At 72.4% G+C, this 23,487-nt stretch carries 19 protein-coding genes; 10 read left to right on the top strand and 9 right to left on the bottom strand.

Annotated features, from left to right (window positions below):
* The first annotated feature begins 42 nt into the window (after positions 1-42).
* Positions 43-432, top strand: a complete 390-nt coding sequence (locus tag ABD481_RS03230) for a nuclear transport factor 2 family protein (RefSeq protein WP_344663969.1) — start codon at positions 43-45, stop codon at positions 430-432.
* A gap of 56 nt (positions 433-488) precedes the next feature.
* Here ABD481_RS03230 and ABD481_RS03225 read toward each other — a convergent pair whose 3' ends face one another.
* A complete protein-coding gene (locus tag ABD481_RS03225) occupies positions 489-3,182 on the bottom strand; it encodes an ATP-binding protein (protein ID WP_344663968.1) in 2,694 nt (897 codons plus the stop codon).
* Positions 3,183-3,277: 95 nt separating this feature from the next.
* Positions 3,278-4,519 carry a helix-turn-helix domain-containing protein gene (locus tag ABD481_RS03220; RefSeq protein ID WP_344663967.1) on the bottom strand — a complete coding sequence of 414 codons (1,242 nt, stop codon included), beginning with the start codon at positions 4,517-4,519 and terminating at the stop codon, positions 3,278-3,280.
* 255 nt (positions 4,520-4,774) lie between these two features.
* On the opposite strand from ABD481_RS03220, the gene ABD481_RS03215 reads away from it, so the two are divergent.
* Positions 4,775-5,149, top strand: coding sequence for a DUF4267 domain-containing protein (locus ABD481_RS03215; protein WP_344663966.1), 375 nt, complete (start codon positions 4,775-4,777; stop codon positions 5,147-5,149).
* A gap of 77 nt (positions 5,150-5,226) precedes the next feature.
* Positions 5,227-5,727, top strand: coding sequence for a cupin domain-containing protein (locus tag ABD481_RS03210; RefSeq protein WP_344663965.1), 501 nt, complete (start codon positions 5,227-5,229; stop codon positions 5,725-5,727).
* Positions 5,728-5,861: 134 nt separating this feature from the next.
* Here the strand turns inward: ABD481_RS03210 and ABD481_RS03205 are convergent, their stop codons facing one another.
* The 6 genes from ABD481_RS03205 to ABD481_RS03180 all read right to left on the bottom strand — a co-directional run bounded on the left by ABD481_RS03205 (position 5,862) and on the right by ABD481_RS03180 (position 13,939).
* A complete protein-coding gene (locus tag ABD481_RS03205) occupies positions 5,862-7,805 on the bottom strand; it encodes a ricin-type beta-trefoil lectin domain protein (protein ID WP_344663964.1) in 1,944 nt (647 codons plus the stop codon).
* Positions 7,806-8,003: 198 nt separating this feature from the next.
* On the bottom strand, positions 8,004-8,999 hold the full coding sequence (locus ABD481_RS03200) for an ABC transporter permease (protein ID WP_344663963.1): 996 nt from the start codon (positions 8,997-8,999) through the stop codon (positions 8,004-8,006).
* A gap of 130 nt (positions 9,000-9,129) precedes the next feature.
* Entirely contained in the window at positions 9,130-10,146 is a 1,017-nt protein-coding gene (locus tag ABD481_RS03195; RefSeq protein ID WP_344663962.1) for a sugar ABC transporter substrate-binding protein, read from the bottom strand.
* Positions 10,147-10,268: 122 nt separating this feature from the next.
* Positions 10,269-11,297, bottom strand: a complete 1,029-nt coding sequence (locus ABD481_RS03190) for an ABC transporter permease (protein WP_344663961.1) — start codon at positions 11,295-11,297, stop codon at positions 10,269-10,271.
* The gene (locus tag ABD481_RS03185) at positions 11,294-12,829 is read right to left on the bottom strand and encodes a sugar ABC transporter ATP-binding protein (protein WP_344663960.1); all 1,536 of its coding nucleotides are present in this window, start codon (positions 12,827-12,829) and stop codon (positions 11,294-11,296) included. Before ABD481_RS03185 ends, ABD481_RS03190 begins: the two co-directional genes overlap by 4 nt.
* 273 nt (positions 12,830-13,102) lie before the next feature.
* Positions 13,103-13,939: a fumarylacetoacetate hydrolase family protein gene (locus ABD481_RS03180; protein WP_344663959.1), complete on the bottom strand. Its 837-nt coding sequence runs from the start codon at positions 13,937-13,939 to the stop codon at positions 13,103-13,105.
* A 265-nt stretch (positions 13,940-14,204) separates the two neighbouring features.
* Between ABD481_RS03180 and ABD481_RS03175 the strand changes: the two genes are divergently transcribed.
* Genes ABD481_RS03175 through ABD481_RS03145 form a run of 7 tightly spaced genes read left to right on the top strand, consistent with a single transcriptional unit; the run spans position 14,205 to position 21,902 of the window.
* Positions 14,205-15,740 carry a UxaA family hydrolase gene (locus ABD481_RS03175; RefSeq protein WP_344663958.1) on the top strand — a complete coding sequence of 512 codons (1,536 nt, stop codon included), beginning with the start codon at positions 14,205-14,207 and terminating at the stop codon, positions 15,738-15,740.
* Positions 15,737-16,696, top strand: a complete 960-nt coding sequence (locus tag ABD481_RS03170; protein ID WP_344663957.1) for an SMP-30/gluconolactonase/LRE family protein — start codon at positions 15,737-15,739, stop codon at positions 16,694-16,696. Before ABD481_RS03175 ends, ABD481_RS03170 begins: the two co-directional genes overlap by 4 nt.
* A complete protein-coding gene (locus tag ABD481_RS03165; RefSeq protein ID WP_344663956.1) occupies positions 16,693-17,454 on the top strand; it encodes an SDR family NAD(P)-dependent oxidoreductase in 762 nt (253 codons plus the stop codon). Before ABD481_RS03170 ends, ABD481_RS03165 begins: the two co-directional genes overlap by 4 nt.
* On the top strand, positions 17,451-18,242 hold the full coding sequence (locus ABD481_RS03160; RefSeq protein ID WP_344663955.1) for an SDR family NAD(P)-dependent oxidoreductase: 792 nt from the start codon (positions 17,451-17,453) through the stop codon (positions 18,240-18,242). The genes ABD481_RS03165 and ABD481_RS03160 overlap by 4 nt, the downstream gene beginning before the upstream one ends.
* Positions 18,239-19,711, top strand: coding sequence for an FAD-binding oxidoreductase (locus ABD481_RS03155; RefSeq protein ID WP_425559101.1), 1,473 nt, complete (start codon positions 18,239-18,241; stop codon positions 19,709-19,711). Before ABD481_RS03160 ends, ABD481_RS03155 begins: the two co-directional genes overlap by 4 nt.
* A complete protein-coding gene (locus tag ABD481_RS03150) occupies positions 19,708-20,877 on the top strand; it encodes a (Fe-S)-binding protein (RefSeq protein WP_344663954.1) in 1,170 nt (389 codons plus the stop codon). The genes ABD481_RS03155 and ABD481_RS03150 overlap by 4 nt, the downstream gene beginning before the upstream one ends.
* On the top strand, positions 20,874-21,902 hold the full coding sequence (locus ABD481_RS03145) for a LysR family transcriptional regulator (RefSeq protein WP_344663953.1): 1,029 nt from the start codon (positions 20,874-20,876) through the stop codon (positions 21,900-21,902). Before ABD481_RS03150 ends, ABD481_RS03145 begins: the two co-directional genes overlap by 4 nt.
* Here ABD481_RS03145 and ABD481_RS03140 read toward each other — a convergent pair.
* Positions 21,851-23,470 carry an MFS transporter gene (locus ABD481_RS03140; RefSeq protein ID WP_344663952.1) on the bottom strand — a complete coding sequence of 540 codons (1,620 nt, stop codon included), beginning with the start codon at positions 23,468-23,470 and terminating at the stop codon, positions 21,851-21,853. The two genes, ABD481_RS03145 and ABD481_RS03140, sit on opposite strands and share 52 nt — an antisense overlap.
* Between the last annotated feature and the right edge of the window lie 17 nt (positions 23,471-23,487).

The following is a 23,487-nucleotide window of genomic DNA, read 5'->3' as shown; positions in this document are numbered from 1 at the left end:
CGCGGTCTGTCTCCTCCGACGCCCGGCGACGAGGGTAGGCCCATGACTGAGACGCACCTCCGCCAGATCGATCTCCCCGCTCCCGTCGCCGCCTACTTCGCGGCCTCCGAGTCCGGCGACCCGCGGGCCTGGAGCGCCACGCTCGCCGAGGACGCCGTGGTCCGCGACCCGGTCGGGGCTCCCGAGGTCCGCGGTCGCGCCGCGATGTTCGAGCGCCTGAGCGGTGTCCTCCCCTTGCTCGCGGCGTTCTCCGGCCTCCAGCCCGACGCTGTGCACCCCGGGGGCGACAGCTTCGCAGTGTCCTGGCACGCCACCGCCACCACCGTGGCCGGCAAGGACCTTGCCTGGTCGGGAATCAGTATCTTCACGGTCGGCGACGGCGGTCTGATCGCCGCCATGGACACCTACTTCGACGCGTCGATCTTCGCCTGACCCGGAACCGGCACCCGCCTGCCGCGCATTCCGGGACGCCTCACCACGGCAGCGCCTCACCCCAGCTGCGCCTCGACCTCCGCGAGCGCCGCGGTGATCTCGTGCTCCAGTGAGGGCAGCTCAGCCTCGCTCAGCACTCGCAACGCCTCGCGCAGCCATCGGCGGGCAGCGTCGCGGTCCGGCGGCTGCTGGGCCAGCGCGAGCCGCGCCTTGCCGTAGGCGGCGCTGCCGATGACGACCGCTTCGGACCGTTCCTCGTCGGCGAGCACCAGCTCGAACTGCTGGTCCGCCGCTTCGACCGCGCCGAGCGCGAGCAGCGCGTCGCCGCGGGCCTGGGCCAGTGGCAGAACCCAGCGATGGCGGCTCTGCCCCTGCATCGGGCCGTCCGCCAGTTCGAGGAACTCCAGTGCCGCCTTGGGTTCGCCGGATCGCAGGGCGTTGACCCCCAGTCGATACAGCGCCTCGGTCTCCTCGCCGCGGTCGCTGATCTCGTGGGCGATCTGTCGGGCGCGCTGGTGCGAGCGTTCGGCTTCCTCGTAGTCGCCGCGCTGGGTCGCCAGCGTGCCGAGGATGTTCAGCCGCGCGCCGAGGCGTCGGCTCGATCCGACGCGTTCGGCGGACGCGACGGCCTCCGCCACCGTGGCCTGGGCCCGCTCGTGCTCGCCGAGCAGGCCGAGGCTCTGGCCGAGGGCGGCGAGCGCCACCATCGGGTCGTCCTCCTCGCCGTGTTTCCGGTACAGGTCGTGGGCCTCGGTCAGGGTCTCCACGGCCTGGCGGTGCCGTCCGGTCGCGGCGAGGACGACGCCCATGTTGTGGACCATCGAGGCTTCGCCGACGTGGTGGCCGGTTTCGCGCAGCAGTACCAGCGACCGGCGGAACGCGGCGGTGGCCTGCCGGTAGTGGCCGAGGTCGAGGTGCACGCAGGCGAGGTTGCCCAGGGTGATGGCGGTGCGGGAGCGGTCGCCGGCGAGTTCGCGGTGGGGCACGGCTTTTCCGAAGGCGATTAGGGCTCGGTCGAAGAAGCCTGCGACGCCTTCGAAGGTCCCTTGGCTGTGCCAGAGTTCGCCGAGCGCGGCGGCGTTGCCTTCGGCTTCGGCGGCGGGGATGGCGTGGCGGAGCTGGTCGGCCCATTCGGAGTTGTAGCCGGAGAACAGGTAGTACCGCGCCAGGGCCTGGCAGATGCGCCAGGCGTGGCCGGGGCGGTGTGCGGCGGCGTGGCGGGTGGCGGCGACGAGGTTGGCGCGTTCGGCGGCCACCCAGGCGCGGGCCTCGTCCTCGTCGGCGAACGCGGCGGGTTCGATCCCGGGCGGGCAGGGCAGCGGGTCGACGCGGAAGACCAGCCGTTGGAGCTGGTCCATGGCCGTGTAGACGGATTGCAGGGTCCAGTCGAGCCAGCGGTCGACGGCGGCCTCGCGGTCGGCGGCCGGGTCCACGGCGTGGCACTTGTCGATGGCGAAGGCGCGAAGCAGGTCGTGCAGCTCGTAGCGGTCGGGAACCTGTTGCCGGACCAGGTGTTCGTCCTGGAGCAGTTCCAGGATTCGGCGGGCTTCGTACGCCGGGATCCCGGCGAGGGCGGCGACGGACTCGGCGGTGGCGTCCAGTCCGGGGTCGATGCCCATGAGCCGGAACACGGTTTGGGCCGCTTGGGGCAGGCCGCTGTAGGAGAGCTCGAATACAGCGGCGAGGTTCAGCTCGCCGTCGGCGAGTTCGCCGATGCCGTGCTCCAGCCGGTCGGCCAGGTCCCGCATGGTCCAGGCGGGCGGGGAGCGCAGGCGGGCGGCGGCCAGGACGACGGCGAGCGGCAGGCCGCCGCAGAGGTCTGCGACGCGGCGCGTGGCCCCCGGGTCGGCGGCGGCGCGTTCGGGGCCGGCGATCCGGGCGATCAGCCCGGCGGATTCGGCGGGGCCGAGCAGTTCGAGCTGGAACACCATGGCGTCGTCGATCCCGGACATGCTGCGGCGGCTGGTGACCAGCACCAGGCATCCGGGACTGGCCGGGATCAGGTCCCGTACCTGCTTCTCGTCGGCGGCGTTGTCGAGCACGACGAGGGCGTCGCGGCCGTGCATGCGGTCGCGGAACATCGCGGCGCGCTCGTCCAGGGAGTCCGGCACGTGTTGGGCGGCGACGCCCAGGCGGCGCAGGAACGATTCCAGCACGGCGGCCGGATCGGCGGGCGGCCGTTCGGGGTCGAAGCCGCGGAGGTTCACGTACAGCTGGAGCTCGGCGTAGCGGCCGGACCGCACCAGGGTGTGCGCGGCGTGCACGGCGAGCTGGGTCTTGCCGATGCCGCCCATGCCCTCCATCGCGCAGATGACGACGGTGCGGGCCGGGCCGGCCTCCCCCGCGACCGCCAGGAGCCGCTCGACCTCGGAGGTCCGGCCGGTGAACGTCGGCAGGTCGGCGGGCAGCCGCAGCGGGCTGCCGCCGGCATCGCCGGCCGGTGCTCCGCGCCGCTGCACCCGGGCGTAGGCCTGACGCCAGCGGTCCACTTCGGGCTCGTCGAGGCCGAGGGCGCGGACGGCGGCCAGCACCAGGTCGATGTCGAGCCGTCGGCGGTCGGTCTGGAAGGTGTCGGCCAAGGTGGTGTGGGTCAGCTGGCGCGGCGGGCGGAGCAGCGGACCGACCTTCTTTGCCAAAGTCCGGTAGGACGGACCGCCGGCCCACAGCCGCAGGTCGTTCAACAACGAGATGAAGTCGGTCAGATCGGCGGCCTGCGACGGGTCCGGCGGCGGACCCCACGATGTCTCCACGGTCCATCCCCTTGCTCGAATCGGAACCATTGTAGAGGCGCGATGTCAGGGCTCGGACATGGGTTTCGGCGGCCGATCGGTCCCGCGGCCGCCGCTCAGTCCCGGGGCCGCGCCAGGGCCTCGGCGGCCAGCCTCCAGATCGAGGCGGCCAGGTCCAGGTTCGCGCCGTCCTGGGCGTGCTGCGCCAGGGCGCGCAGCCCGGCCATCCCCTCCTCGCTGCGGCCGTCCAGCAGCAGGAGCTGGTTGCGCAGCACTTCGAGCTCGACCTGCTGGCGGTAGGGCATGAACAGCTCGGCGCCATCGAGCCCCGCCAACAGGCCGCGGGCCTCCTCGGTGCGGTCCTCCTGGAAGGCGATGCGGGCGCGCAGGACGGTCAGGGCCTGGCGCAGGGCCGGCGTCCCGGCGAAGGCCAGGTAGGTCTCGACGGTTTCGACGTAGCGCAGTGCCGCGGCCGGGTCGGGCGGGGTCATCACCAGGTGCAGGTCGGCGGCGACGGCCCGCAGGCGCAGCCACAGGGTGAAGTTGTCGCGGCCGTCGTAGCGGTCCAGGGCCTGGTCGAGCAGTTCCTTCGCGGCGCCGAACTCGCCCTGCCGGGACCGGACGGCGGCGACGGTCCACATGGCCTCGGCCCACAGCGTGTCGGAGCGGCCGGCGACCAGATCGACGAGTTCGTCGGCGTGGCGGCGCGCCTCGGGGAGCCGGCCGGCCTCGGCCAGCGCGGACACCAGGGCAAGCAGGGCGGTGGCCGTGGTCGGTACGCCGGCCGAGAGCGGGGGCGCGGTCCGGGCCGCGGCGGCCTCGGCGGTGGCCAGCCGGTAGGCGGCCAGGGCGGTGTCGACGGCCGCCGGGACCTCGCCCAGCGACCGGCGGCACCGGGCCAGCTGGGTCAGGGCCCTGATCCGCAGCTCGGGGATCCCCACCTGGTCGCTCAGCGCCACGAGCTCCTCCAGGTGGACCCGCTCCTGGGCGTGCTCGTTGCGCCGGCGCCGCCACTCGGCGACCTGGTACAGGGCCGGCCAGCGGGTCAGCGGGTCCTGGCCGCCGGCGTCGGCGAGCGCCTCGGCCAGCAGCGGGCCGGCCTCGTCGGGGCCCAGGCCGGTGGCGACGGCCAGGGTCTCGGCCAGCGGCGAGGCCTCGGGCTCGGCGAACCGCGCGGGGTCGATGCCGAGGCGGTCGGCGAGCAGCCGGACGGCCCGCTCGGTGGGCTGCCGGGCTCCGGACTCCAGGCGGGACAGGTAGCCGGTGGACAGCTCCTCGCCGGCCAGTGCGCCCTGGGTGAGGCCGCGCTCGACGCGCAGGCGGCGCAGTCGCTGCCCGAAGGCAGGCTGTTCGAGCATGTCTGTGACTCCTTTTTGCCACGGCCTGTGGCAAAGCCCCGGCTATCGCTACCTGGAAAATAGCCCCGGCGTGGCAATTTTGGCAACTTGGCAAGCCGGTCCGGAGCCGGCGGCGAGCGCGCTGAGCTGCGTCGATCGACAGTCTTGGCAAACATTATTGGCAAAAACTTGCCAGAGTGAATCAAGGGGCGCTAGCTTCTTGGCAACGAACTTGCCAAGCCGACGGGCGAACAGCCCGGGGACCAAGGAGATGCCATGCTCACCGCGATCGCTTCCACGCTGGCCGTCCTGCTCGACCTCCTCATCATCTTCATCGGCGCCCGGTTCTTCGCGGTCCCGATAGCCGCGGCGGCGGCGTACGGAGTCCCGGTCCGCGAGGACGGCGACTCGCGCCCCTACCTGACCATCAAGGGCCTGCGCGACATCACGTCCGGCCTCATCGGCCTGGCGCTGCTGGCCTTCTCCGGCACGCACGCCGAGGCCTGGTTCATGCTCGCGGTCGCGGTGACCCCGTTCGGCGACACCTTCGTCGTGCTGAGGAACGGCGGCTCGAAGGCGGCGGCCTTCGGCATCCACTTCGCCACGGCGGTCGTCGTCGTCATCAGCGCGGCCCTGCTGTTCGCGGCCTGATCCCGGCCGTCCCGTCCCGCAGTACCCGGCCTGGTACCCGGCCTATTACCCGCCACAACCTTTCGACAGGAGTCGTCATGTCCCTGCTCACGCCGTCCTTCAACGAATCCCAGTCCGTGATCGCCCGCTCCGCCGAGGCCGAGGTCATCGGCCGCGCCCCGACCACGATCCGCCTGCTGGCCGACAGCTCCTCGACCGGCGGCGCGCTGTCGACGCAGCAGGTCACGCTGGCCGACGGCGCCGACGGCGCCAAGCCGCACCACCACGCGGGCTCCGCCGAGCTGTTCTACGTCATCGACGGCACCGCGCAGCTGCTCTCCGGCGACCAGGTCGTCACCGCCGGACGCGGAGACCTGGTCGTCGTACCGCCGGGTCTGGTCCACGCCTTCGCGGCGGCCCCCGGGGAGGACGCCGACCTGCTCATCGTGATCACGCCCGGCGTCGAAAGGTTCGAATACTTCAGGCACCTGGAACGCATCGCCTACGGGAAGGTCCCTCCGGAGAGCCTGCTGGACGTGCAGGAGATATACGACACCTACTTCCGCACCAGCAGCGTCTGGGAGGCCGCCCGGGCCTGAGAGGGATCGCAAAGTACCGGAGAGGATCGATCGGCACGACGACGCCGCGGCGCTGAGGGAAGCGCCGCGGCGTCGTCCTTTTCAGATGGGTCTTTCAGGCCGGTCCTTCAAGCCGGCCGCGATACCGAGCCCGATCAAACCAGCAGGTCGAACTCCTGTGCCGCGCCGATCGACGTCTGGTTGGCGATCAGCGACGAGGCGCCCGCGCTGTCCGCGGTCACGAGCTGCGTCGTCGAATGCGCGCGGAAGCTGTAGCTGCCGTCCGCGTTGAAGACGAGGTCGAATTCCTCGGGGGCGGCGATCGCGGTGGCGTCGGCGATGAGCGGCGTGGTCGTGTTGGGTGCGTCGACGTACTTGCCGTTGGCGTGGGCCCGCAGGCTGACGCTGCCGTCCGCGTTGTCGAACCAGTCGAACGTCTCCCAGCTGTCGACGACGGCGCGGTTGGCGATCAGCGGCTGCGCGCCGGCCTGCTCGGCGGTCACGATCTGGCCGTTCGCGTGGGCCCGCAGGCCCACCGGGGAGCCGGTGAGGCGCCACTTCTGGTTGGTGCCGCCGCCGCAGGACCACAGCTGGAGGTTGGTGGTGCCGTAGAGGTCGGCGTCGACGCACAGGTGGGACTGGCCGCCGCGGAGGGTTCCGTCGGAGAAGAAGAACCACTTCTGGTTCGCCCCGCCGGTGCAGTCGCTGATGACGACCTTGGTGCCGTTGGTCGTGCCGGCTCCGAGGGCGGTCAGGCATTTGGCGCCGCCGTAGACGGTGATCGTGTTGTTCGCCTGCCGCTTCCACTGCTGGTTGGCGGCGTTCGTGCAGCCGGCCACCTGGCCCTGCGTGCCGTTGGTCTGCGAGGAGCCGGGGACGTCGAGGCACTTGTTGTAGTAGACGCTGCGCAGCTCGGTGGTCTGGGAGCCCGGGCCGCCCCAGGCGTATTCGAGCCGGTCGACGGAGGTCGGGTTGGGAGTCCACAGCGGCAGGTTGCTGGAGCTCGTGGTGTCGAACGCGCTGAACAGCCGCTGGTTGTTGAGCGTGTCGTGGTCCGGGGTGGAGGTCCGGCCGCCGATGGTGTGGCACCAGATGGCGCCGAGGTGGTAGGTGTGCACGACGTCGGTGACGGCCTTCAGGAAGGCCACCTCCTTGTCGGTGGTGCCGCTGGGAGCGGCGTCGTAGTCCACGCCGGTGTCCGACTCGGCGCCGAACTCCTCGATCACGGTGCGCGAGGAGCAGTTGCCCATCAGGGTCGTGATGTCGGTGACCCACTGGTCGTAGGTCCGCGCGGCGTAGGGGAAGCCGTAGCGGTGCATGGCCAGGTAGACGCCGTTGAAGCGGGCGTCGTTGCACAGCGGCCGCAGGTCGCTGCCCCAGCCGCCGCCGTCGAGCTGCGCGCCCTCGACGAACAGCCGGTTGCTCGGGACGCCGTCACCGGTCATCCGGGTGATCCAGGTGGCCGCGAAGTCCAGCCACTGCTGGGTGGTGAAGCCGATGGGCTCGTTGATCGGGTCCAGATAGACCAGCGGCTGCGACTTGTACTTCGCCGCGAGCGTGTCCCACATCTGGTTCCAGGACGGCAGCAGGCCGGAGTTCACCATGTTGGTCCCGTCCTGCGACCAGTAGCACAGGACCACCTTGAACCCGCGGGCGACGGCCGCGTCGATGACACCGTAGTAGCTGGTGCCGGCCGCCGTGACCGGGTTGATCGGGATCCGGACCGTGTTCGCGCCGAGGTTGGAGGCGAAGGTCGCGAACATCGCGTCGGCCTTGGTGCGCGTCGCGTTGTAGTCGTCGGACGCGGACAGGCCCTGGAGCACGAGCGGGTCGGCGGTGAAGTTGTCGCCGAGCCGCGACCAGTGCACCCCGTGGAACTGGCTGGGGTCGAACGTCGGCGTGGCGGCCGCGGCCGGGGCGGCGCCGGTGACGAGCAGGAGCGGGACCGTGGCGACGGCGGTGGCCGCCGCCAGCACCCAGGACAGCAGACGGCGCTTGAGCCGGGTGGCGGACGGAGCAGCGGCAAGCGGAGCCGCGGCGGACGGAGCTGTGGGCGGGGACGGGTCCGAAGTGCGACGGGCGGGGAGGAGGCGGGCCATGGTCTTCCTTTCCAGAATCGGCATGACGGGACCGGGGATGAAGCTAGCGACGGCGGTCCGAATACGTCGATCGTGACTTTCAGAACACTGCGATCCGTCTGGCGGATGGCGATTCCCGCAGAACGCAACCGGCCGACCGGACGGCCGAGTGACAAGGTCGCTGGCGGTCCGGCCGGCCGGGAAAAGCCCTGGAACACGTCAGGAAGCGGCAGATCGCCTCCGCAGCCAACGCAATATCCCGTCGGCGGAAGCGGCCACGAAAATAAAGCATCCGGTGACCATTTGCTGGTCATAACTCTGCAATCCCAGAAGGCTCATCCCATTGGCCAGGAATCCCAGGAACAGCACCCCGATCCCGGTGCGCAGCAGACTCCCCCGGCCGCCGGCCAGGCTGGTCCCGCCGAGCACGACGGCGCCGACGACGTTCAGCAGCAGCGGACCGCCCATCCCGGCGCCGGCCCCGGCGAGCCCCGAGGTCAGCACCATGCCGGCGGCGGCCGAGAACAGCCCGGCCACCATGTAGACGCTGGTCCGGGTGCGGACCACATTGACGCCGCTGATGCGCGCCACCTCCGGGTTCGCCCCGACGTGCAGCACCCGGCGGCCCCAGACCGTCCGCGTGAGCGCGATCTGCGCCAGCACGTAGAGCACGAGCGCCACCCAGACCGAGTACGGCACCCCGCCGGGGCCGTCGATGCTGAACCGGACGAACCCGGCCGGCACCGGGGCGATCGTCCGGCCGTGGCTGAGCAGCGTCGTGCAGCCGCTCACCACGTACAGGCCGGCCAGCGTCACGGCGAACGGCACCACGTTCAGCCGGGCCACGACCTGCCCGATCAGCAGCCCGATCAGCATGCCGGTGGCCAGTCCGGCGACGATCCCCAGCGCCATGCTGCCGGTGCTGGTGATGATCCACGCCCCGGCGACGCCGCCGGCGCCGATCACGCTGCCGGTCGACAGGTCGATCCCGCCGGTGAGGATCACGAACGTGGCCCCGATCGCCGCGATCGCGACCACGGCCGACTGGCTCAGGACGTTGGTCAGGTTCGACGCGGTCAGCAGGCCGTCGGTCAGGAAGCTCAGGACCACGACCAGCAGCAGCAACGCCGGCAGCATCGCCAGGTCGGCGAACCACGCGGGCCGGTGCGCCGGATCACGCAGCCGGGCCACCGCCGACATTGACGCGGACGACACGGTCTTCGGGTTCGACGACCCAGTTTTCGGGTTCGACGACACAGCCCTCGGGTTCGACGACCCAGCGTTCGAGTTCGACGGCGCGGATGCGGTGGAGGGATCCGCGACGGACCCCTCCACCCGCGCGGGCTCAGGACGCACAGCCCCACACCTGCGAGCTGGTCGTGGCGAAGTTCGCCTGGTTCAGCGTCAGCCCCTTGGCCTGCACGCTCTTGGCCGGCACCGATCCGCCGCCGAGCGCCGTGGTGATCGCGGCGACGGCCTGCTTGCCGAAGTCGCCCACCGGGGTGGCGATGTCCGCGTCGAGCGTCTTGGCCCGCAACGCCTTGCAGCCGTTCTGGTCGCCGTCGATCGTCACCGTGAACACATGCTTGGGGTCGCCGATCGGGGCCAGCCGGCCCGCCGCGGTCAGCGCCGACTGGACCGAGGGCAGCAGGAAGTCCGAGGGGCTGTAGACCGCGTTGATCGTCGGGTCCTTCTGGAGCGCGTTGGCGGTCCCGTCCAGCGCCTTGGCCGGGTCCCAGTCGGTGGGCACCTGGCTGACGATCGTCACCCCGGGCTGGCCGGCGAGCGCCTGGTTGAACCCGTCGCGCCGGCCTATCGCGTTCTGGTCGGTCAGGCCGCCGACCAGCTCCAGCACCTTCAGCGGCGTGGTCTTGGCGGCGGCCAGGAACTCGTCCGCGACGGCCTTGCCGTCGGCGACCGGGTCGCCGGTGATCTGGAAGGTGAGGTCCTTCTGGTCGGCGACCGAGCGGTCGACGGCCAGGAACGGCACGTTGTGCGCCTTGGCCAGGCCGGCCGAGGCGGTGATCTGCTGGCCGTCCTGGGCGATCACGATGACCGCGTCGACCTTCTGGGTCTGGATCAGGTCCTGGATCTGCGAGGCCTGCTTCTGGGCGTCCTGGTCGGCGACGTCGAAGACGACGGAGTACCCGGCGGCCTCGGCGGCGCTCTGGATCGAGGCCTTCTCGGCCTGGCGGATCGCGTTGAGCAGGTCGAAGCTCACGCCGATGGTGTGCTTCTTGCCGCCGGCCGCGCCGCCGGAGCCGCCCGCGCTCTTGGCGCCGGAGCTCGACCCGCAGGCGGACAGGGCCAGCGCGGACGCGGCCAGGACGACGGAGGTCCGCAGAACACCGGTGTTTCTCACAATGACTCCCTTGGAGGGTCTGGTCGGAAAATGGTTCAGGGGATTTCGGAGCAGGCGGAACAGACGGAACAGGCAGAGCAGGCGGAACAGGCGGAACAGCCCGAGCAGACAGAGCGGACAGCTCAGGCCGCGAGGTCGGGACCCGTCGCGGGCCGGATCCGCCGGACGATCCGCCGCACCGCTCGGGCCGGCTCCCGCCACCGGGCCCCGGCGGCGAGGACCGCGGCCAGCAGCACGCCGCCCCGGACGATGTCGAACACGTAGGGCGAGGCTCCGGAGAAGACGAGTCCGGTCTGGACCGCCGTGAGGACCACCGCCCCGAGCACACTGCCGCCGACGCTGCCCCGGCCGCCGAACAGGCTGGTGCCGCCCAGCACCACGGCGGTGACGACGGTGAGCTCGTAGCCCTGGCCGATGGACGGTTGCACGGCGCCCAGCCGGGCGGTCTGGGTCAGCGAGGCGACGGCGGCCAGCAGTCCGGCCAGCGCGTAGGCGCCGATCAGCACCCCGCGCACCGGCAGGCCGGCGTCCTGCGCCGCCGCCTGGTTGGAGCCGACGGCCTGCACGTACCGGCCGAAGGTGGTCCGCCCGAACAGCGCGATACCGCCGAGCACCACCGCGGCCGCCAGCACGACCGGCGTCGGCACCCCGAGCAGGCTCCCGGTGCCGATGCCGCGCAGCGCGTCGGGCAGGCCGATGTTCTGCTGGCCGGTGATGTGGCCGCCGGCGCCGCGGAACACCTGCATCGTGGCCAGGGTGACGATCAGCGCCGGCACCCGGGTCAGGGCCACCGCCAGGCCGTTGACCAGGCCCATGCCCACGCCGGCGACGCAGACCACGGCGAAGACCACCGCCGGGCCGTGGTCCACGACCAGCGATCCGGACTCGATCGCCGCGGCCAGGAACAGCATCGAGCCCACCGACAGGTCGATCCCGGCGGTCAGGATGACGAAGGTCATGCCGACCGCCGCGATGACCAGCGGACTGGCCTGGATCGCGATGTTGCGGAAGTTGGCCACGGTGCCGAAGCCGTCGTAGCGCGCCGACAGTGCGAGCAGCACCACGAGCAGCACCGGGAACAGCGGCTGGCGGCGCACGGCGGTGCGCAGCGGGCCGAGCAGGCGGGGCAGTGCCGCCGGGCGGGCGGTCATCGGACCCCACCCCCGGTCGCCAGCCGGATCACGGCTTCCTGCGTGGCCCGCGCCCGGTCCAGGATCCCGGCCAGCCGGCCGTCGTGCATCACGCCGACCCGGTGGCTCAGCCCGAGCACCTCCTCCATCTCGGAGCTGATCAGCAGGATGGAGGTGCCGCCGTGGGCCAGGTCCACCAGCAGCCGGTGGATCTCGGCCTTGGCGCCGACGTCGATCCCGCGCGTCGGCTCGTCGAGGATGATCAGCCGGGGCGGCCGGACCAGCCACTTGCCGAGGACCACCTTCTGCTGGTTGCCGCCGCTGAGCGAGCCGCCGTCGGCGCCGAGGCCGCCGCGGGCGGTCAGCCGCACCCGGCCGGCCAGGTCGTCGGTCAGCCGGCGCTCGCCGCCGCGGTCGAGCCAGCCCAGGCGGCGCCGGTGCCGCACGGTGTCCAGCCCGACCAGCGACAGGCTCTCCCGGATCGGCCGTTCCAGGAACAGCCCCTCGTGCCGCCGGTCCTCGGTGACGAACGCCATCCCGGCCGCGATCCCGGCCCGGACGTCGCCGCGCCGCAGCCGGCGGCCGTCGAGCTCGACGTGGCCGGGGCCGCCGGCCAGGCCGAACACCGCGCGCGCCACCTCGGTGCGGCCGGAGCCCATCAGCCCGGCCAGCCCGAAGACCTCGCCGCGGGCGATGTCGAAGGAGACCCCGGACACCCGGTCCCCGTCGCCCAGGCCCCGCACCGCCAGCGTCGGCACCGAGCCGGGCCGGGGCAGCGGCGGGTAGCCGTGCGCGAGTTCCCGGCCGACCATCAGGGATTCCAGCGCCGGGCGGTCGAGCTCGGCGGTCGGCCGGTCGGCGACCACGCGGCCGTCGCGCATCACCACGACGCGCTGGCTGAGCCGGGCGATCTCCTCCAGGTAATGCGAGATGTAGAGGACTGCCACGCCGTCGGCGCGCAACTGCTCCACGATCCGCATCACCAGCTCGCGTTCGGCGAGGTTGAGCGAGGCGGTCGGCTCGTCGAAGACGATCGCGCGCGGGTCGCTCGCGAGCGCCTTGGCGATCTCGACCAGCTGGCGCTGTCCGGCGGACAGGTCGCGCACGAGCGCCTCGGGGCCGAAGCCCGCGCCGACGCGCCGCAGCAGGGGTCCGGCCACGCCGCGCAGGTGTCCGGGCCGGACCGTCGGGCGGCCGGGGGTGCGGAGCCGGTTGATGAGGATGTTCTCCGCGACGGTGAGGTCCGGGAACAGGCTCGTCTCCTGGTGCACGGTGGCGACGCCGGAGTGCTTGGCCCCGCCGACCCCGGCGCCGGCGGGCACGCCGCCGAAGCTGACCTGTCCGGAGTCCGGGCGCAGGATCCCGCCGATGATGTTCTTGACGGTCGACTTGCCGGCGCCGTTCTCGCCGGCCAGCGCGACGACCTCGCCGCCGGAGACCGTGAACGAGACGCCGGCCACCGCGGGGATGCCGCCGAAGGACTTCGACACGTTGCCGACCGCGATGGCCGGGGCGGCCGGGGCGGCTGGGACGGCCGGGGCCGGGGCCGCCACGGTCAGGCCCCTGAGGGGGTGGGCGCGGGAGCGGGTCCAGACATCTATTCCTCCAGTGCGGTTCCGGGCATGGCGAGAAAGGGAAACATCGCGGTTATCAGGCATCGTCCGCGGGGTGCAGCCGAGATTACGCTCGGCGTTCTCCGCCCGTGAAGCGCATGTTTCGGCAGGCGGCAATCCGGAATACGGATGGGCCCGGAATCGGCGTGCGGACCCGGCCGGGAATCCGCTTTATGAAGAACATTGATACGGCCGGCCCCGCCGGAGGTCCGATCAGTGCGCGTCGCGCAGGGTCTGCCGCTGCCGGCCGAGCCCGTCGATCTCCAGTTCCACCCGGTCGCCGGCGCGCAGGAAGACGGGGTCCGGACTGCCCAGGGCGACGCCGGCCGGCGTGCCGGTGTTGATGACGTCACCGGGCCGCAGCACCATGAACCGGCTCAGATACCAGACCAGATGCGCCACGCCGAAGATCATGTCGGCGGTGCTCCCGTCCTGCCTGAGCTCGCCGTTCACCCACAGCCGCAGCCCGAGCCGCTGCGGGTCGGGGACCTCGTCGGCGGTGCGGATCCAGGGCCCGAAGGGGTTGAAGGTCTCGCAGTTCTTGCCCTTGTCCCATTGGCCGCCGCGCTCCAGTTGGAACTCCCGCTCGCTGACGTCGTTGCTGATGGCGTAGCCGGCGACGTGGGCCAGGGCGTCGGCCGGACTGTCCAGGTAGCGGGCCTCGGTCCCGATGACGACGGCCAACTCCACCTCCCAGTCGGTCTTCACCGAGTCCCTGGGGATCAGGACCTCGTCCTCGGGTCCGACGACGGTGTCCGGGGCTTTGAAGAACACGATGGGCTCCTCGGGGGGCGTGGCCCCGGTCTCGCGCGCGTGGTCGCTGTAGTTGAGCCCGATGCAGACGATCTTCCCGATGCGGGGCAGCGGCGGCCCGAACCGCTCGACCTGCTCGACGACCGGCAACCGGAGCAGATCGAGCTCCGCCTCGGTCCGCAGGAGCAGGTCCGGGCCGAGGTCGGGCGCGACCGGGGTCAGGTCGCGCCACAGGCCGTCGGCGCCGCTGACGATCGGGCGCTCCTGGCCGGGGGCACCGTGGCGTGCGAATCTCATGGGACTCCTTTTCTCGACAAAGGCAGGGAATTGTTCACGGTAACGAAGGAGTTTTCGGATTCTCCAATCCGTCATCCGGATGGCTCCGATCCGGATTCCGGATAACCGGCTATCCGCGATACGGATGGTGCCGTTCTGTTACTCACTCTTCGCCGCGCCGGTCCCGGCGATCTATGGTCGGCGATATGAGAACCCGGCTTCCCGCCCCCGAATTCACGCCGGCTCCGTCGCCGGGGCCGATCCCGATCTCCCGCCGGACCCGGCCATGACGGCACCGGAGCCGCCCGGCGTCGTGCAGCCGCTGGTGCCGATGGCCGGGACCGACGACGTCGGGCTGGTCGTCGGCGACGTGGAGCGGGGCACGCCGGTGGCCACCGAGGCCGGGGTGGTCCCGGCCGGCGACGACGTGCCGGCCGGCCACAAGGTGGCGGTGCGCGCCGTCGCCGCCGGCGCCGCGGTCCGCAAATACGGCGAGGTGATCGGGCTGGCCCGCCAGGACATCCCGGCCGGGGCCCACGTGCACACGCACAACCTCGGCGTCGGATCGCACACCCTGGGCACCGCGCCGACGCGGACCTCGGCCGCGACGCCCTGGCGGCCGCCGGCCGAGCCGACCCGCGACCGCTTCCAGGGCTACCGCCGCGCCGACGGCCGGGCCGCGACCCGCAACTACATCGCCGTGCTGCCGACGGTGAACTGCTCGGCGACGGTGGCGCGGATGGTGGCGCAGACCGCCGCCGCCGCGCACGCCGGAACCCCCGGGCTCGACGGGGTCATCGCCCTGACCCACGACCTGGGCTGCGGCATGGCCGAGGGCACGGCCGGCGACGACATCCTGCGGCGCACGCTGCGCGGCTACGCCGGGCACGCGAACATCGCGGCCGTGCTGACCATCAGCCTGGGCTGCGAGGTCAACCTGCCGGAGAACCTGTTCGGGGCCGAGGTGCCCGCCGAGACCCTGGAGATCCAGCACCTCGGCGGGACCGCGGCCACCGTCAACGCCGCCCTGGAGCGGGTCGCCGAGATGGCCGCGAAGGTGTCGGCGCTGCGCCGGGAACCGATCCCGGTCTCCGAGCTCGTGCTGGGGTTGCAGTGCGGAGGCAGCGACGCCTACTCGGGCCTGACCGCCAACCCGACGCTCGGGGTGGCGGCCGATCTGCTGGTCGCGGCCGGCGGCAAGGTGATCCTCGGGGAGACGCCGGAGATCTACGGCGCCGAGCACCTGCTGCGGGACCGGGCCGTGAGCCCGGAGGTGGGGCGCCGCGTCGACGAGCTGATCGCGTGGTGGCAGGACTACACCGCGCGCAACGGCGCGGAGCTGGACAGCAACCCGTCGAAGGGCAACAAGGCCGGCGGGATCACGACCATCTGGGAGAAGTCGCTGGGCGCCGTCCTCAAGGGCGGCACGAGCCCGCTCACCGACGTCGTCGCCTACGCCGAGGCGGTGACCGCGGCGGGCCTGACGTTCATGGACACCCCCGGCTACGACCCCGTGTCGGCCACCGGGATGGTGGCCGGCGGAGCGACGCTGCTGGCGTTCACCACCGGCCGCGGCTCGGTGTTCGGGTCGCGGCCCACGCCGTGCCTGAAGATCAGCACGACCTCGCGGCTGTACGAGCACATGCGCGGCGACATGGACTTCGACGCCGGTCCGGCGATGTCGCGCCAGGACCAGGTCCGCTACGGTGTGCGCCTGTTCGAGGCGTTGATCGACATGGCCTCGGGCGCCCCGAGCAAGTCCGAGGCACTCGGCTTCGGCACCGAGGAGATCGTGCCGTGGCGGATGGGAGCGGTCGTATGAAGCCGGAACCTGCTGAGCTGTCGGAGCCGTCGGAGCTGTCGGAGCTGTCGGAGCTGTCGGAGCCGTCGCGGATCTCAGTGCTCTGGCCCGGGCGGGCAACCCTGGGCGAGGGCCCGGTGTGGGATGCGCGGACTGACACCTTGTACTGGGTGGACATCGTCGCGGGGGCTGTGTTCGTCCAGGGGCCCGGCGAGCCTCGGCGGATCGAGGTCGGGGCGCAGGTCGGCTGCCTGGGTCTGACCGAGGATCCTCGAATCCTGATCGCGGGCCTGCGCACCGGCTGGCACCTGCTCGACCTGGACAGCGGCGCCCTGCGGTTCCTGGCCGATCCCGAGGCCGACCGTCCGTCCTGCCGCTTCAACGACGGATCGGTCGACCCGGCCGGACGGTTCTGGACCGGTTCGCTGGAGGACGGCGAGACGCGGCCGGTCGGGCGGCTCTACCGGTTGGACGGCACCGCTGACGCCGCGGTCACCGTCGCCGACGAGGGCTTCTACTGCTCCAACGGCATCGACTGGTCGCCGGACGGCCGCTGGATGTACTTCGTGGACTCCCGCGCCGACGTCATCCACCGCTACGCGTTCGACGCCGCCACCGGCGCCCTCGGCCCGCGCCACGTCTTCGCCGACACCTCGGACCTGGCCGGGATCCCCGACGGCCTGCGGGTCGACGCGGCCGGGGACGTGTGGTGCGCCATGTGGGACGGCGCGCAGATCGTCCGCTTCTCCCCCGACGGCACGGTGGCCGGGCGGCTGCCGGTGCCGGTCCCGCGCCCGACGAGCGTGGCGTTCGGCGGGCCCGGGCTGCGGACCATGTTCATCACCTCGGCGTCGATCGACCTCACCGAGGACCAGCTGGCCGCCTGGCCGCTGTCCGGCTCCGTGCTCCGGCACGAGGCCGGGACGGCCGGCCGGGCCCCGAACCTTTTCCGGCGCGGACGAGAGGCGCACGCATGAGATTCACCGACAAGGTCGCCGTGGTCACCGGCGCCGACTCCGGCATCGGCCGGGCAACGGCCGAGCGGCTGCTGGCCGAGGGCGCGACGGTGTTCGCCGTCGACGTGCGGCACAGCCAGCCCTGGCGGGATCCGGGCGCGGGCCGGCTGCGGCTGCTCGACCTGGACGTCGCGGCCCCGGAGGCGGCGGACCGGCTGGCGGCGTGCCTGCGGTCCGAGGCCCCGCGGGTGGACGTGCTGGCCAACGTGGCCGGGATCCTGCACATCGCCCCGTTCCTGGAGGTGACCCGCCAGGACTGGGACCGGGTGCTGGCGGTGAACCTGACCGGGCTGTTCTTCCTGAGCCAGGCGGTGGCCCGGATCATGGTCGACACGCAGACCGCCGGGCGCATCGTCAACGTGTCCTCGGTGCACGCCGTCGTCTCGGAGCCGAACGCCGCGCCGTACACGGCGACGAAGGGCGGGCTGGAGGCGATGACCCGGACGATGGCCTCGGAGCTGGCGCCGTACGGGATCACCGTGAACTGTGTCCGCCCCGGGGCCACGAAGACCCGGATGAGCGAGCCCATCTACACCGCGCAGGTCGTCAGGTCCCTGCTGGGGAAGATCCCGCTGGGCAAGATCGCGCCGCCGGAGTGGGTGGCCTCGGCGATCTGCTACCTGGCCTCCGAGGACGCCTGCTACACCACCGGCGCTTGTCTGGACGTCGACGGCGGCTACGCCATGGACGGTTCGCTGCCCGGGACGGAGTACGCGTGAGCGCCGAGAATGCAGTCGCGGTCACTGTCACCGACACCGTCGCCGTCGCCGTCGTGACCGGCGCCGCGTCCGGCATCGGCCGCGCGACCGCGCTGCGGCTGGCCGCCGACGGGTTCCACGTCGCGATGATGGATCTGGACGCCGCCGGGCTGGCGGCCACCGGCGAGCTGGTCCAGGACGCCGGCGGCCGGGCCCGCGCGTTCCCGGTCGACCTGTGCGACCCGCTGGCCGTCGGGTCGGTGACCCGCGAGATCGCGGTCACGGTCGGGGCCCCGGAGCTGCTGGTGAACGTGGCCGGCATCGGGGTGGCCGCGACCGTGCTGGAGACCAGCGACGAGGACTGGAACCGGGTGCTGGCGGTGAACCTGACCGGCCCGTTCCTGACCACGCGGGCGATCCTGCCGCTGATGCTGGACCGCGGGACCGGGGTGATCGTGAACATCGCGTCGGTCGCCGGACAGGTCGGGATTCCGAAGCGCGCGGCCTACTGCGCCTCCAAGGCCGGGCTGGTGGGGCTCACCAAGGCGGTCGCGGTGGACCACGGGCACGAGGGGATCCGCAGCGTGGCGATCTGCCCGGGCACCGTGGAGACCGAGTGGATCGGCAAGATCCTGGCGAACGCGCCGGATCCGGCCGCCGCGCGGGCCGCGATGTCCGCGCGCCAGCTCGACGGCCGGATGGGAACCCCGGAGGAGATCGCGGCCCTGGTCGCGTTCCTGGCCGGGCCGGACGGCCGGTTCGTCAACGGCACGGCGCTGATCGCCGACGGCGGGATGACGGCGGCATGAGGACGGCCGAGCCGGCGCCGGCCGGGACACTCGGCGCGGGCCGCGACTCAAGCCGCTGCGCGGGCCACGACTCAAGCCACGGCGCGCCGCTCAGTCCGATCGCGATCGACGCGGACCTGCGGCGGATCGTCGGGCCCGAACACGTGGAGATCCGCCCGGCGGCCCTCGTGCCCTACCGGACCGACGCCACTTTCGGGTTCTCCGGCGTCCCGCAGGCCGTGGTCCGTCCCGGCAGCACCGAGGAGGTGGCGCGGATCCTGCGCTGGGCCGACCGGCACCGAATACCGATCGTGCCCCGGGGCGCGGGCACCAGCCTGGCCGCCGGCGCCGTCCCGGTCCAGGGCGGCGTCGTGCTGGCGCTGACCCGGATGGACCGCGTCGTGGCGGTCGACCCGGTCGACCTGACCGCGGTGGTGCAGCCCGGTGTCACGACCCAGACGCTGGCGCGCGCCGTCGCGGAGTACGGACTCCACTATCCGCCCGATCCCGGCAGCCAGCGGGTCTCGACGCTGGGCGGGAACGTGGCCACCAACGCCGGCGGGCTGCACGGCCTGAAGTACGGCAACACCGGCGGCTACGTGCTCGGCGTCGAGGCGGTGCTGGCCGACGGCGAGGTGATCCGGGCCGGCGGGCGGCTGCTGAAGGACGTCGCCGGCTACGACCTGGTCCGGCTGCTCACCGGGTCCGAGGGCACGCTGGCGGTGCTGACCGAGCTGACGCTGGCGTTGCGTCCGGCGCCCGCGACGAGCCGTACCGGGCTGGCGTACTTCGCCGATCTGGAGGCGGCCGGCGAGGCGGTGCGCGGCATCGTCGCGGCCGGGGTGCTCCCGGCGACGCTGGAGTTCCTGGACGCCCACTGCGTCAGGGCGGTCGAGTCCTACGCCCGGCTCGGGCTGGACACGACGGCCGGGGCGCTGTTGCTGTTCGGCGACGACGGCGGCGCGCCGGAGGTGGACCGGACGCTGCACGTGATGGCCGAGACGGCGCGGTCGCACGGCGCGCTGTCGGTGCAGGTCGCGACGGCCGCGGCGGAGTCGGAGGCGCTGTTGGCGGCGCGCCGCTGCGCGCTGCCGGCGCTGTCGAAGCTGGGCGGGGCGACGATGCTGGAGGACGTGGGGGTGCCGCGCTCGCGGCTGCCCGAGCTGGTGCGACGCATCGACGAGATCGCGGCGCGGCACGGCGTGACGATCGCGACCTTCGGGCACGCCGGCGACGGGAACGCGCATCCGGTCGGGTGCTTCGATCCCGGTGACGCCCGGCAGCGGGCCGCGGTCGCCGCGGCGTTCGACGACGTCTTCGCGGTCGCCGTGGAACTCGGCGGGACGATCACCGGCGAGCACGGGGTCGGCGCGGCGAAGCTGCCGTATCTGGCCGCGCAGCTCGGCGGCGCGCAGGTCGCTTTGCAGGCCCGGATCAAGCGGGCCTTCGACCCGAAGGGCATCCTCAACCCCGGAAAGCTCGGATCATGACGACGGAACGATTCACTGAGCGACTCACGGAACAGCGCGATCAAGGGTTCTTCGATGCCGAGGACCTGGGGACGTGCATCTCGTGCGGGTTCTGCCTGCCCTCGTGTCCGACGTACAAGCTGACCGGCGACGAGGCGTCGTCGCCGCGCGGGCGGATCGCGCTGATGCGCGCGATCGACCACGGCGAGGTCGACATCTTCGACGCGGCGGCCAAGGAGCAGGGGTCGTTCTGCCTGGGATGCCGGGCGTGCGAACCGGTGTGTCCGGCCGAGGTGCCCTACGGCCGGTTGTTGGAGCAGCTGCGGGACGCGCAGTGGAAGGGACGGCGGCGGCCGGTGCGGGTGTGGCCGCTGCTGGTCTTCGCGCGGAGTCGACGGCTCATCCGGTTGGCCGGCTCGCTGGTGCCGTTCCGGCGGCACGCGTCGTTCACGGCGTCCGGGAGCGGTGCCGGTGCTGGTTCCGGTGCCGCGAGCGATGTCGCTAGCGATAGCACTGGCACCGACCGGCTCATGCTCGGCTGTTTCGAGCGGGTCCTGTTCCCGGGCGTCAGCCGCGCCGCCGCCGATGCGTTGCCGGGCTTGGAGATTCCCTCCGACCAAGGCTGCTGCGGTGCACTGCACGCGCACAACGGCGATCTGGCGACCGGCACCGAACTCGCCGAGCAGCTGACGGCGCGACCGGGCCGGATCGTCTCCACGGCTGGTGGCTGCGCAGCACATCTGGCCGCGGTCGCTGGTCGCGATCGGGTCGCCGACTTCTCCGAAGTCCTGCTGGAGCGCGGCGAACTGCCCGGACCGCTGCTCGTCGACGGACGCCCGGCGCGCATCGGCTTGCAGGACTCGTGCCACCTGCGCAACGGGATGGGGGTCAGCGAGGCGCCGCGCCGGGTGCTCGCGGCGCTCGGCGAGTACGTCGAGGTACCGGGGGCCGGGGACTGCTGCGGCGCGGCCGGGACGTACGCGATTCTGCGGCGCCGTGACAGCCGGCGAGTGCTTGAAGCCAAGCTAGCCGTGCTGGAGGAACTCGATCTAGACTTCGTGGCCGTGGTGAACCCCGGATGCCAGCGCCAGCTGATCACCGCGGTGCGGCGTGCCCGCCTGCGGACCCGGGTGCTGCACCTGGCCGAGCTGGTCGCGCTGGCCCGGGCCGGATCGGCGGCGGAATGAGCGACGCGGCCGAATCGCGTGACTCCCCCGAGCCCTCGGGCGTCTACGACGGCTTGGACGCCCTGGACCTGCCGCGCGATCCGCGCGACGCGATGTCGTTGCAGACCGCGTGGCTGAAAAGCTTCCTCGCCGTCGCCGACTGCGGCGGGTTCGGCGCCGCCACTCTGGCGCTGCACCTGTCGCAGTCGCGGGTCAGCGCCCACATCGCGGCCCTGGAGCACGCGCTCGGCGTGACGCTGTTCGACCGCAAGGCCCGGCCGATCTGCACCACCGAGGCCGGCGAGCTGTTCCGCGGGCACGCGCTCACCGCCATGCTGGAGCTCCAGCGCGGCGTCGAGGCGGCCCGCAGCACGCTGGACAACATCGTCGCGCACGTGTCGATCGGCAGCTATCCGAGCGTCAGCTCCACCTACCTGCCGGCCATCCTCCAGGAGCTCCAGGCCCGGCACCCCGGCATCACCGTCGAGCTCTGCGAAGGGACGGCCGCGACGCTGGAGGAGATGGTCGCCAAGGGGACGGTCGACCTCGCCTTCCGGCCGCTGCTGCCGAAGATGCGCGAGGCGATGCTGTCGCACCGCACCATCTGGCGCGAGGACATCGTCGCCGTGATGCGGGAGAACGATCCGCTGGCCGAGCGGTCGTCGGTGAGCGTCGAGGACGTCCTGGGCCGGCCGCTGATCGGCAACCCGGCGGGCACCGAGGAGGAGGGCGGCGGCTTCGACCTGCGCAACACGCTCGGGGACGCCGCCGCCCGGGCCAACATCGTCTACCTCACCGACCAGCCGGCCACGCTGGTCGCCCTGGTCCGGGCCGCCTTCGGCATCGGGATCGTCAACCGGCTGGCGTTGCAGACGACGAGCACCGAGGGGCTGACGATCCGGACCATCGACTCCCCCACCGCGCACCGCAACGTCGCGCTGTTCTGGCTCCGGCGACGGTCGGACAGCGCGACGGTGAAGGCGTTCCTGGACGCTCAGCGGACGGCGCCGCTGCCGCCCGGCGTGGTGGCCACGCCCGCGGACTGAGCGGACTGAGCAGACTGAGCGGACTGGTCGGGCTGGCGGGGCTGGCCGGACTGGTCGAGCTGGCCAGACTGGTCGGACTGGTGGCCGCGCAGGAACACGGCGCTGGTGAGGATCCCGAACACCACGATGGCGGCGTTCACCGCGATCGCGACGCGCAGTCCGCTGAGGACGGCCGCGGTTCCGGTGCCGACCATGGCGGCGGTGACGACGGAGCTCATGATCGGCGTGCCCATGGTGATGCCGACCTGCTGGGTCATGGTGGCCAGTCCGGTGGCGAGGCCTTGTTCGCGGTCGGCGAGGCCGGAGGTGGCGGTGACCATGAAGGCGACGATGACCAGCATGTTGCCCACGCCGCCGAAGTAGCTGGCCGTCAGCATCAGCCACAGCCACGAGTGCTCGGGGCCGAGGCCGATCAGGGCGGCGGTGAACACGGCCTGGAGGAGGCCGCCGGCGATCAGCGTCCGCTTGGTGCCCAGGCGGCCGATCACCTTCGAGGCGGTGACGCCGCCGGTGACGGTGCCCAGGCCCAGGACGCCGAAGGACAGGCCGGCGGCGAGCGGGGAGAAGCCCAGGACGTTCTGCAAGTAGAGGGTCAGCGGGAAGACCAGGGACGTCTCGGTGAGGAAGGCGATCAGGCCGGCGACGTTGCCCCAGGCCACCGTCCGCTTGCGCAGGACCGTGAGGGGAACCAGCGGCGCGGACACTTTGCGCTCGACCGCGTAGAACACGACGAGGAGCGCGGCACCCGCCGCCAGCGACAGCAGCGCACCGGCCGAGCCCCAGCCGCGGTCGCCGGCCTGGGTGAGGCCGAAGACGACGGCCAGCAGGCCGAGGGTGACGGCGACGGCGCCGGGGACGTCCAGCTTCGGGCGCACGTCGGGGCGCGACTCCTTGATGACACGCGGTGCGACGACCAGGACGGCGAGCGCCACGGGCACGTTGATGAAGAAGGCCCAGCGCCACGACAGCAGGTCGGTGAGCACGCCGCCGAGGATCGCGCCGGTGGTGAAGCCGCTGGACATCAGCGCGCCGTTGAGGCCGAGGGCCTTCTCCCGGAGCGGGCCTTCGGGGAAGGAGATCGTCATCAGGGAGAGCGCGGCCGGGGTGACGGCGGCGGTGGCGAGGCCTTGGAAGACGCGCGCCGCGATGAGCATCTCAGGGTTCTGCGCCAGGCCGCCGACGACCGAGGCCGCGGCCAGGACCACGAGGCCGCCGAGGAAGAGGCGGCGGCGTCCGAACAGGTCGCCGACGCGGCCGAGCAGGAGGGTGAAGCCGGCCGCCGCGAGGGCGAAGGCGGTGATGACCCACTGGAGGTGGGCCAGGGAGAAGCCCAGGCTCTTGCCGACGTCGGGGAGGGCCACGTTGAGGATAGCGAAGTCGACGGCGAGCATGAACTGGGTCGTGAGGAGGAGGACGAGGACGAGGCGGAGGCGGGGGGTGAGGGGTTCGGTGGCGGGGTTTTCGGTGGTCGGGGCTTCGGTGGCGGGGGTCGGTGTGGCGGGGACTTCGGTGGTGCGAGTCGCGGTGGCCGGAGTCTCTCCGGCCGCTTCTCGATCAATAACGGGCATGGCAGCAAGGCTCGCCG

Source organism: Catenulispora yoronensis (genome assembly GCF_039531695.1).
Taxonomy (GTDB): domain Bacteria; phylum Actinomycetota; class Actinomycetes; order Streptomycetales; family Catenulisporaceae; genus Catenulispora; species Catenulispora yoronensis.
Note: the sequence above shows the minus strand (reverse complement) of the source record. Positions and strands in the feature narration are given on the sequence as shown.